The 10,313-nt window shown below is 38.3% G+C and carries 9 protein-coding genes; 4 read left to right on the top strand and 5 right to left on the bottom strand.

Annotated features, from left to right (window positions below; translation table 11 throughout):
* Positions 1-107: 107 nt before the first annotated feature.
* The 5 genes from CWB66_RS18675 to CWB66_RS18655 form a co-directional block, all read right to left on the bottom strand.
* Complete coding sequence (locus tag CWB66_RS18675; protein WP_138586544.1) at positions 108-617, bottom strand: DUF2271 domain-containing protein; 510 nt, start codon at positions 615-617, stop codon at positions 108-110.
* Entirely contained in the window at positions 617-1,249 is a 633-nt protein-coding gene (locus tag CWB66_RS18670; protein ID WP_138586543.1) for a PepSY-associated TM helix domain-containing protein, read from the bottom strand. Before CWB66_RS18670 ends, CWB66_RS18675 begins: the two co-directional genes overlap by 1 nt.
* 116 nt (positions 1,250-1,365) lie before the next feature.
* On the bottom strand, positions 1,366-1,761 hold the full coding sequence (locus CWB66_RS18665; RefSeq protein WP_138586542.1) for a YbaN family protein: 396 nt from the start codon (positions 1,759-1,761) through the stop codon (positions 1,366-1,368).
* A 129-nt stretch (positions 1,762-1,890) separates the two neighbouring features.
* Positions 1,891-3,207 (bottom strand): porin, encoded by a 1,317-nt coding sequence (locus tag CWB66_RS18660; RefSeq protein WP_138586541.1) that lies wholly within the window; start codon positions 3,205-3,207, stop codon positions 1,891-1,893.
* A gap of 169 nt (positions 3,208-3,376) precedes the next feature.
* Positions 3,377-3,859, bottom strand: coding sequence for a MarR family winged helix-turn-helix transcriptional regulator (locus CWB66_RS18655; protein ID WP_077536458.1), 483 nt, complete (start codon positions 3,857-3,859; stop codon positions 3,377-3,379).
* A gap of 415 nt (positions 3,860-4,274) precedes the next feature.
* On the opposite strand from CWB66_RS18655, the gene CWB66_RS18650 reads away from it, so the two are divergent.
* From CWB66_RS18650 to CWB66_RS18635, 4 genes are all read left to right on the top strand, one after another.
* Positions 4,275-5,129, top strand: coding sequence for a D-hexose-6-phosphate mutarotase (locus CWB66_RS18650; protein WP_138586540.1), 855 nt, complete (start codon positions 4,275-4,277; stop codon positions 5,127-5,129).
* Between the two features lie 20 nt (positions 5,130-5,149).
* On the top strand, positions 5,150-5,683 hold the full coding sequence (locus CWB66_RS18645; RefSeq protein ID WP_138586539.1) for a PH domain-containing protein: 534 nt from the start codon (positions 5,150-5,152) through the stop codon (positions 5,681-5,683).
* The gene (locus CWB66_RS18640; RefSeq protein ID WP_138586538.1) at positions 5,676-7,229 is read left to right on the top strand and encodes a PH domain-containing protein; all 1,554 of its coding nucleotides are present in this window, start codon (positions 5,676-5,678) and stop codon (positions 7,227-7,229) included. The genes CWB66_RS18645 and CWB66_RS18640 overlap by 8 nt, the downstream gene beginning before the upstream one ends.
* A 122-nt stretch (positions 7,230-7,351) precedes the next feature.
* Positions 7,352-10,168 carry a TolB family protein gene (locus tag CWB66_RS18635; protein WP_138586537.1) on the top strand — a complete coding sequence of 939 codons (2,817 nt, stop codon included), beginning with the start codon at positions 7,352-7,354 and terminating at the stop codon, positions 10,166-10,168.
* Positions 10,169-10,313 lie beyond the last annotated feature (145 nt).

Raw genomic sequence — 10,313 nt, 5'->3', positions numbered from 1 at the left:
AAAGCAAGGCTAATTTACGCGTCAATAGAGGGCCTATTGCAAGTAAATTCAACGCAGTTAGCGCTGAAAATAGCTGCTCGAGATAGATTTATTATCCTGAGTTCAGGTTACTTAGTGCTTACAGTGACGAAGCTTTTTGAAAACTCGTTTTTACCGTCAATAGTGAGCGTTCCTGATTGAGTTAAATCGAGCTCAATACGGGTGTAATCTCTGCCGCCTTCTTCGCGTACAACTTCAATATTTAGTAAGTATTTACCTGGTTTTACGGTGTTACCGTCCAAATCATTACCTTGCCAATTAATGGTGTAAGTACCAGCTCGTTTGGTTGCGCCGCTAATGCCGTCAAAGTTGATGTTACTTTTACCAGCTTTGCGCCACCACTGGCGTAAGTCTTTAAACCATTCTGCTTTTTGCACCCAAAGAGCGAGCGTAGTAACGTGCTTGCGCTCTGGTGTTTCGAGCCAAACAGCAACGTATGGGCGGTGATACGGTTGTACTCCTAAGTCGGGAAGTGTTAATTCAATCTCGAGTTGTGGTGTTTGCGCATGCACAGTCGTTTGAAAAAGCGCAGCTACTAGCAGTAATGCGGCGCTTATAAATAATTTAAATTTAACCATTAAGACACTCCTTTAATTTGTGGTACCCAGCATAAATAAATAACCAAAGGCGTTGCGATGCCTAAAATGGTTATCCATATTCCAGCTAAGCGTTTTTTTCTGTTTTGAAATAAAATAATCATGCCGGTGATAGCAAATAGAATCATTAGTACGGCTGATATATCAATAACCCAGCTCCACACTTCACCACTGTGTCGGCCTTTATGTAAGTCGCCAATAAGGCTTAAAAAGCCACCTGTTTGGTAATCAAGGTTTAGCTCACCAGTTGTAAAGTCTAATTCTGCGTAGGCAAACCCAGCAGGTAATGGGTAGTCGAGCATGACAAGTGCGTCTTCTTTTTCCCACTCAATACTTTTTACTTTTGTAAGTGCATATTGCGCGGCTAAGTAGGCTTCTATTTCTGGGTAAATCGTTGGCAGCGTATCTAGTTGCGCATTTGCTTTATTAACAAGGGCTGCTGGGATCATTGCCGTTACTTGGCCGTTATTTTTATCGCCTTTAAGCCAATCAACATGGTTGAGCACAATGCCGCTAACGCAAAATAAAATAAGCAAAAAAAATAAAGCTGTAGAAATATAAATATGCAGTGCGCGGCTTGTGCTATATAAAGCCCGCTTATTAATAAACGCCATAAATCTTTAATATTATAAAATTTTCAACATGATAATGATTTGCATTACCTATTACAAATTTACTTACCAAACTTTACATTAGATTTTACAAGTGGAGGGTATTTGTAGGTATGCGTTTAGTGCTTAGGTGGGGTAGAAGGTCTTAAAATAAGGTAAACCATTACCGATATTTCTATTACTGCAACGAGGTAAATAATCCAAATCGGGGCGGCTGAGTACAGTAAAAATATAAAGCCAATTAACATGCCGATCGCGGCATAACATTTGGCTTTAACGGGAACCACTTTGTGAGCTTGCCACTGTTGTAGGGTTTCACCGTAGCGAGGATGGTTTAATAGCCAATGTTCAAGCGCAGGCGATGAGCGAGTAAAGCAAGTAAGCGCTAAAATGAAGAATATAGTTGTGGGCATCACAGGCAAAAAAATACCTATAATCCCAAGTGCGACAAGCAATAATCCAAGCGCTTTTAGCCATAGATTTTTATAACAAATAAAGACGGCTCTTATATTCACTTAGGCTCTTTTTTGCGTGCTCTGGTATCTTTAATTGTAGGCTAAATAGTTATTAATTCGAAGCTTAAAATCAATAAAAAGGGTAAACTAGGTTTACCCTTTTTATTATTTATCTGAGGCTCAGGTTACTTAGAAATAATAACCTAAGTTAATATTGAAGCGACGTTCTGTGTCGCCATCTCCGATCATTGTGCCGCCAATAAATGGCTGATTACGTGCTTGAACATAATCAAAGTATGTAAAAAAGGCACCAGCCGATACACTTACACCAGTTATATTCATCCATGTATCTGCGCTATCGTCTGACTTGTCGTAGATGGTGCTGTAGTCGTTATAAAATTGTAGAGCACTTATAGGCCCCCATTCTACCGAGTAGTTGTAGGCAACGTTAACACTAGACATAGTCGCTTTACTTGCAACTGTATCGAAGTAAGCATAGGCCGCAACTGAAATACGATCGCTTTGGTCATCCAAATCATAGTCATATTCACCATGCTGTAGTTGAATATTCCAATTATTAATTTGGCTATCAAGATGCATTGCCCATGCACCATAACTACCAGCACGGTCTACACCGTCATGTAAGCCACCACTGAGTAATGAAATACCAAGATCTGTTGTTATGTTTTTACTGTGCTCAATTTGATATGTTGCACGGCCAGCAAAGGTATTGTACTCACCAAGCTCATTAGCGGGCTCTGCGTAAGTTCCTTCGCTTGCGCTGCGACTACCTACAATGTCATAAGAATAACGATGGCTTTTATCTGATGCTGAGCCGTCAACACCGCCTAGCTCGTCGTTTTTGAAAAAGCCTAAATCTAGCTTCCAATTATTTTTAAGCTTACGTTTTACTACAACACCTAAATCAAAGTCGTCTTCTAGGCCTATGTAATAGTTACTGCTGAAAAAATAGTTATGAGAATTATAAGGGCCGTTACCAAATGGAACTTGCGTAATACCTGCTTGTGCTTCCCAGTCATCTGCAAACTCATAGCCTAAGTAAGCATATTTAACGACAGTCATATAATCAAAAAAGCGGATTTCACCATTAACTGAAATATCGTTAATTTTCCCAGATACATTTAAGCGGAAAATATCAAAATCAAAATCGCCATTACGATCTTCATTGTCTTCATCGTATGAAGTTACACTATAGTTGGCACGAATAGCTCCACCAATTTTAATGCCTTCGTCTTTTTTCTCGGTTTTTGCTACTGCAAGCGTTGTGGTGTCGGCTTTTTTACTGATCTCAGCAACCTGTTGCTCATGTTTTTTATTAATTATCTGCTGCTTTGATTTTTCTTCAATTAACTGATTTTCAAGCAACTGCATCTGTTGTTTTAATTGCTTTAGTTGATTTTGAAGTGTGTCGAGATCTGCTGCATAAGAAGTGCTTGTTAAGCCACTTAATACAAGTGCTAGTGTTAATTTTGAGAGTTTAGTCATAATAGCTGCCCAGATGTTGGTTAATACTAATCTGCATAAGTGTTTGAATAAATTAAAAAATTAAATCATCCCTGTAATTAAGCTGGTTGGTATAAAAAATAAAAAGTTCAAGGCGTACAAAAACGCCTCACGGTTAAAATAGGTACTCACTTTATTCAGTTTTTATTTTTTATTCTTTTGGGGCTTGAGTAAGTGCACCTACTTCTAGTAGGGGAGATGCATCTAGTTTATCTGCATCCATCATTGCCGCTACACGCTGCATTGATGAGAGTAAAAGACTCTGTTCCCATTCAGCAAGTGCAGAAAACTTTTCAATAAAGTGTTCTTGTAATGGCTGAGGTGCTTTTTCAAGTAACTCTTTTCCCTTTTCGGTGAGGTATAAGCTCACTCGTCGTTTATCCATTTGACTGCGTACGCGTGTTACTAAATCTCTACTTTCGATTCTATCGAGAATATTGGTGACGGTTGCTGGGCTTAAATTTACATTTTGAGCAATTCGGCTAGCTGTTATGCCATCTGTTTGAGAAACTTCTTGCATTATAAGAAGCTGTGGCCCAGTTAAGCCTGCTGTTTTGTTAAGTTGCTTAGAATGCAGATCAATTGCACGGATCACTTTACGTAAAGAAACTAATAACTCGTTATATTTTTTCATTTGCTTGTCTCGTCGAAAGAGCAGTGGTTTACCGTAATCGCGAAATGTTACACATCAAATAAATTGAATTCAAATTATATATTGTATTAAAGCTCTATTTTATTGGTTTTTATTTGTTTGAGCTGTAATTAAAATTAACGTAACTTATTTGCATATAATTAAAATTTTTAACAATATGTTAGCTAATATTTGCGCACACTACGTACGTTAGTATTTATTCGCAAGTTTTAATGGTTAGACTTTAGTATCATATAATAGCCCGCACGAAGCTGAAACATTCAACAGTAATGAATAAAGTAATCGTTATGGCATTTAGTGTAATCAATAATTGACTTACGTAGCTTATACTTTAAGTATACTTTATTGTGTATACCAGCATTAAAAATCTTTAGTTTCAGTATTATAGGGTAAAGGCATGAAATTATCACCATCAGTTAGCATAGAGCACACCGAAAGCGGCCTTGAATTTATTAATGTGGTTAGTAGTTTATGCAGTGCAAAAATATTTTTGCAGGGTGGTCAAATTACTGAATTTACACCTAGAGGAAAGCAACCTTTGCTTTGGGTGTCAAGCCTCGAAGCCTATAAAGAGGGGGTTAGTATGCGTGGTGGCATACCCATTTGCTGGCCGTGGTTTGGTACACATAACAATGAGGATTGGCCAGCACATGGTTTTACGCGTACAAGTTTATGGCAAGCTGATGAAGTGAATGAAAGCGATCACGAAATTATCATAAGCCTAAAATTGCCAATGAAGTTAGTAAATACAACGTATTGGCCTCATCACTCAGCATTAAAAGTTGAATTTGTATTGAGTGATAAATTACAGGTGCGTTTAACCACTACCAATCTTGGCAATACCTCATTTAGCTTTAGCCAAGCATTACATGCTTATTTTCCAACCTCTGATATTAGTAATACTCATATTGATGGTTTACAAGGTTCGCAATATATTGAGTTTGGCAAAGGACCATTTGCGCAAAACGATGTGGTTAATATTGCACGAGAAACCGATATGATTTACACCCAAGCGCCTTCTTTGCAGGTAATTAACACGCCCGAGGGTGTGATACATGTGAGTCGCGAAAATTCACATTCATGTGTGCTTTGGAATCCGTGGATAGAAAAGTCAAAGCGTTTATCTCATTTTGCTGATGACGAATACCAAACGATGTTGTGCCTAGAAGCAGCCAATGTACTCGAAGATGCAGTCGTACTTGAATCAAAACAAAGCCATACACTAGTAACCACTATTAGCTGGGCTAATTAATTATAGCGATAGGAAAAATTGTGTTTAACAATCAACAAATAATGGATTTACCAGAGCATAGTGTCATTAATTTTAAACCTTTGGCCGATAAAGCTGTGCTGCATAACCAGCTCAACTGGCTCGTATTTTACATTCCACTAATAGCGGTGCTTGTTGCGCTTTGCTATTTTAATGAAACATTTGCTAATAATGCACAAACGTACTTGTTGATTGGAATGCCAATTTTAATCGTTATATCTATGGTGTATAACGTTGTGAGTATAAAGCAACAAGGCGTTGCGATACGTACTCATGATATAACGTTTAGAAAGGGAGTTATTTGGCAGCAAATAACTATCTTGCCGCTTGCTAGAGTGCAACATATTGAAATTCATCGCGGCCCCATTGAGCGCAGGCTCGATCTAGCAAGTTTAAAACTATACAGTGCGGGTGGGATGAGCGCCGATTTACAAATTAGTGGATTAACACATACTGATTGTAAAAATATCCGTCAGTTTGTGCAAGATTATCGTCAAGATGAAAGCTCCATACAGGCAGCGACTACCGATGAGTGATTTAAACCCTTCCCCTGTAGATGCTACGAAAACAGTAATGTGGCAAAAGGTATCACCTTGGGCGCTTGTTTACTTTGTTGTGCACTTTGGTATGCGGTTTATTCGAGATGGCATATTTAATTTATTACCAATCATGATTGTATTTGTCACTCAGGTTGAAAATAAATTATTTTGGGGGCAAATAGCCGGTGCTCTTGCCATTGTTGCCTTGTTGGTTTATTCCTTTTTATATTATAGAAGTTTTCGGTACAGTCTTACAGACGATAACGAAATATTACTTAATAAAGGTGTTTTTAAAAAAGAGCGCTTAACGCTTAAATTTGCACGAGTACAAAATGTAAATATTGCAGAGCCATTTTACTTTACACCGGTAAAGCTCGTTAACTGTATTTTTGATGCCGCAGGTAGTGTGTCACAGGAGGTCATATTACCAGGCATAACGAAAGAATATGCACTGCAAATGCGTAAACAAATATTTGCTTTTAAAGCGCAGCAGCAACCAGAGATTAATACACCACAGCAAAGCGATGAAGTGGTCACTGAAAACAGTCTTTTTATTACTAACAAAGAAATAGCTAAGTTTGGTTTAATGTCGAATATGGCGATTTTAGCCCTCGCAGCGATTGCTCCTTTTATAAATATAGCTATCGACTTTTTAGAAAAGAAACTTATTGTTAAAATGGAGGGCTTTTATCAGCAAGAGCTTGGCATTATAGCAAATGCGACATTGCTTGCGATAATAACACTGATTGTATTGTTAGTGTTTTTAGCCATTTTTTTGTCTGTGGGTATGTCGCTCATTCGTTTTTATAACTTTGAACTTTACTTTAAAGGGCAAAAATTTAAACGTATTGCAGGTTTGCTAGAGCGCCATCAGTTATCTATGAGCTTAGATAAAGTACAATCTATAGTTATAAAACAAAATTTAGTGGCGAGATTATTAAAGCGTTTTACAGTTGATTTTTTACAAGCAAGTGGCGGTGGTGTCATTGCAGGGGCTGCCGCTAAAAAAAATAAACAAACACTTGTTCTACCAGTATTGAGCACTGAGCAAGTAGATAGTGTATGCCAATGGATTTACCCATGGTTCAATAGTAAAAAGCTTATATTCAAGCGTCCTGAACGAGCATTGCTTTATAAAAATTTAATAGTGTATGCGTTATTACCAAGCGTACTAGCGGCTATTTTTTGTTTTAGCATGAGCGTTAACGTGTGGATTAGTGTGGGTGTTTTTGCTGCTTTTTCCACCTTAGTTGTTTTATCGTACCAGCGTTATGGTTACTATTTGCATGAAGATAACGGACGTTTTTATATGGTGGTACGCAAAGGCCTCATTGGCGTTCATTACCGTGTGTTTGAGCTTTATAAAGCGCAGAGTGCACATACAGTAAGTACATACTTAATGCGTAAATCTAGTTTAAAAAGCCTGTATATACAACTAGCTTCGGGGAGTGTATTCGTTCCTTATATTAAACAGCACGATGCTAATTTTATAGTTGATTTTACAATTAAACAGGTTGAATCAAATACTCGTAGCTGGATGTAAATTCCCCTAATTAAACATGTGTAAATACACATTTGCACATGCTTTATTACACTTTCTTACTGCCCATGAAAGACATTTAATAATACCCTAGATGGTATTAAGGAATTATTTTAGGGACGCTCATGAAAAAAACACTTATCGCATCTGCCTTATTGCTAGCTGCACCAAGCTTTGCAGCTGATTGGCAAACCATTCATACCGAAAATTTTAATATTCATTACAGTATTGAGCATGTAGATTTTGCTAAATCGACCGCATCAGAGCTTGAAATAGTACGCACTAAAGTGCTTGAACAACAAAATAGAGCACTTGATAAAATAGTTGATGTGGTGGTGTTTGATCCCCTAAATGCAGCAAACGGCTTTGCTTTGCCAACGTCAAATAACCCTGTAATGGCACTTTTTACTACGCCACCGCAATCCGATACGGTTATATCAAATAGCTCAGGCTGGCAGCAGCTACTTGTGCTGCATGAGTATATTCACTTAGTGCATTTAGCACAGCCTACCCGTAATGATTGGCAGCAGCAAATACGCAGTATCTGGGATCTGTACGACTTAACCTACAGCGATACGCCACGCTGGGTAGCCGAAGGTTACGCCACACTGATTGAATCTAAAATGACGGGTCGTGGACGTTTATTTGATAACTATTCAGAGTCGATATTACGGGAGTTTGCTCAACAAGGCGCATTGCCAACCTATGAGCAATTAAATGGCGATGAAGGGTTTATGGGCGGCTCAATGGCGTATTTAATGGGTAGCCGCTTTTTGAATTGGTTAGAAAAAAACTATTCAGAGCAAACGCTTGATAGTGTTTGGACGCGAATGCAAGGCGTAAAAACACGTGACTTTGATGAGGCATTTAGCGGCGTGTTTGGGCAAAAGGCAGCCAAGTTATACCGTCGATTTATAGCTGAATATACTTATAAAGTAATGCAAATCGAGCAGGTGGAGCAACCACTTAATAGTGAACTTTGGCTTGAGCTTGATTTATATGCAAGTAATCCCGCACTTTCAAATGATGGCAGTAAACTTGCCATAGTTGAGCGTGACAAAAAGAGGAATACCAAGCTTATAATTTATAGCACGCAAGACAATATTAAAGCGCAAGAAGAATTTACTAAAGCGCAAAAAGAGCTACTCGACAATGACGCCCAAGATATTCCCGATACAGCGCCAAATGTTTTTAAACGCGAACAAAAACAAGTGCTTAATCAAATAAATCGAGCTGGTATTGCCAATCCCCGATGGGCAAATAACACAACGTTATATTTTAATGCGTATAGCAACGAAGAGTCGGGTATTTATAACAAAGTGTCTGACATCTTTAGCTATAACACTGAAACCGGCAATATTGAACAGCTTACCGAACTTGCTGGTATACGTCGATTTAGCGTAACCCGCGATGGTGAAACCTTGTATGGCGAGCAAATAAGAGATGGCTACTCTGAATTAGTGAAGGTTGATCTAAATACACAAGCTATCACGCCATTATTTACAAAAAGGCTTGAGACAGCTTACGATTATCCAATTCTCAATCCTGATGAGACTAAATTAGCTTATTTATCAACGTCATTAAATGAAAATTGGCAGTTGTATATACAAGATTTAAACAGTAAGCAACAGCTGTCAGTGCCTATGCCAAACGGGTATCAATATTTAAGCCAACCAAACTTTAGCCAAAATGGAGAATCACTTTACTTTATTGCGGGCTTAAATAGCGCTACTGATATTTATAACTATCACATAGCGAGTAAAACACTCACCAAGTTAACCCAAGGGCAGGAGGCAGTTGCTCACCCAATAGAAATGATTGATGGCTCGTTGCTTTATTTCTCAATTACCGCCGATGGGCCAAACATAAAAACATTGCCAAAAACTATGAGTAGCAATGTCGTTACTGAGTTTGCAGCTAACAAACAAGCACCGCTTTTGCTAGTAAATGAGCACACACTTCCAAAAGCCGAAATATATACGCACGAAACAACAGGGCAAACTAATTACAATATTCTCGACCAACACGCGACCCTTGCGCTTGGCTCTCAGTATTATTCTGCTTCAACAAGTGTGTTGGATTTAAGTATTAAAAGTAGTGACTTACTTAAGCAGCTCGACTTACAAGCGGGGTATGGCAGTGATTTAAACGATGGTGCGCTGCATGGTGGTTATGTGCAGGCAAAATATAACGCGCTCGATGTGAAATTTAAGCTGGCATTGTTTGACTACAATTTAAATACATCGCGTCAGTATCAGGAAAGTTCAAACGTTGATATTGATGCGCGAGGCGGTTTTGCAGCAATAAGTTACCCATTTAAATTTGGGCAATTAAACGTAACGCCTGAGCTTGCCTACAATTATACTGATTATAAACAAAGCCATAAAAAATGGACTCGTTTTGGGTTTACTCAACACTGGCAATATGATCGTCAAGACTTTGCAATTGGCCAGAGTATTAATGCGAGTTGGTACGATGGCGGTAGTAAAAGTAGTAATTGGCAAGGGTACGATTTATCTGCAAAAGTATTTGGAAAGGCGTTTAGTATTCCCCTTTATGCAAATTTTGAACAAAAGCAACGAGGTGATAACAGTCTTGCGTTAGGTGGCTTTGGTTCAAACCTCATTAATCAGCAACAAAGTAGTGAATATATACTTTCATCTGATCTGCCTTTTTACAGCGCAACCGCTGAGCGTTATCAAGGTTATGGTGGTGGGTTTAGCTTTAAAGAAGGCATGCCGTGGCTTTATTACAAGCAACATCAGCTTGATGGCGGTGTATACGCGCAAAGCTATGGATTAAAATACCAAGGCGATTTTAGTTTTGGAATGGGGCCTGCAGGTGTAAATGACTTAACCTTTAATATGGGACTGTCGCGAGTAGAAGGCGACAGTTTTGAAGATGAAATGCGCGCTTGGCTGAGCTTTTATTATTCGTTATAACACTTAATAAGCTAAGTTATACCAATTTTATTAAAAACATGATCATTCTAGCGTATTAAATAACTCACTAACGACGTTAAAAATTATTTATATAGAGCAACTATGTATCATAATTTTAGCCTTGTTATTGAGCTATTTTCTTATC

Origin of the sequence: Pseudoalteromonas sp. S558, assembly GCF_005886635.1 — a bacterium.
Taxonomy (GTDB): Bacteria; Pseudomonadota; Gammaproteobacteria; order Enterobacterales; family Alteromonadaceae; genus Pseudoalteromonas; species Pseudoalteromonas aliena.
Note: the sequence above shows the minus strand (reverse complement) of the source record. Positions and strands in the feature narration are given on the sequence as shown.

Bases quoted from the DNA above. Each gene is read 5' to 3' on its own strand.
- CWB66_RS18635 (WP_138586537.1), top strand. From the start codon at position 7,352: ATGAAAAAAACACTTATCGCATCTGCCTTATTGCTAGCTGCACCAAGC.
- CWB66_RS18650 (WP_138586540.1), top strand. From the start codon at position 4,275: ATGAAATTATCACCATCAGTTAGCATAGAGCACACCGAAAGCGGCCTT.
- CWB66_RS18640 (WP_138586538.1), top strand. From the start codon at position 5,676: ATGAGTGATTTAAACCCTTCCCCTGTAGATGCTACGAAAACAGTAATG.
- CWB66_RS18655 (WP_077536458.1), bottom strand. From the start codon at position 3,859: ATGAAAAAATATAACGAGTTATTAGTTTCTTTACGTAAAGTGATCCGT.
- CWB66_RS18660 (WP_138586541.1), bottom strand. From the start codon at position 3,207: ATGACTAAACTCTCAAAATTAACACTAGCACTTGTATTAAGTGGCTTA.
- CWB66_RS18675 (WP_138586544.1), bottom strand. From the start codon at position 617: ATGGTTAAATTTAAATTATTTATAAGCGCCGCATTACTGCTAGTAGCT.
- CWB66_RS18670 (WP_138586543.1), bottom strand. From the start codon at position 1,249: ATGGCGTTTATTAATAAGCGGGCTTTATATAGCACAAGCCGCGCACTG.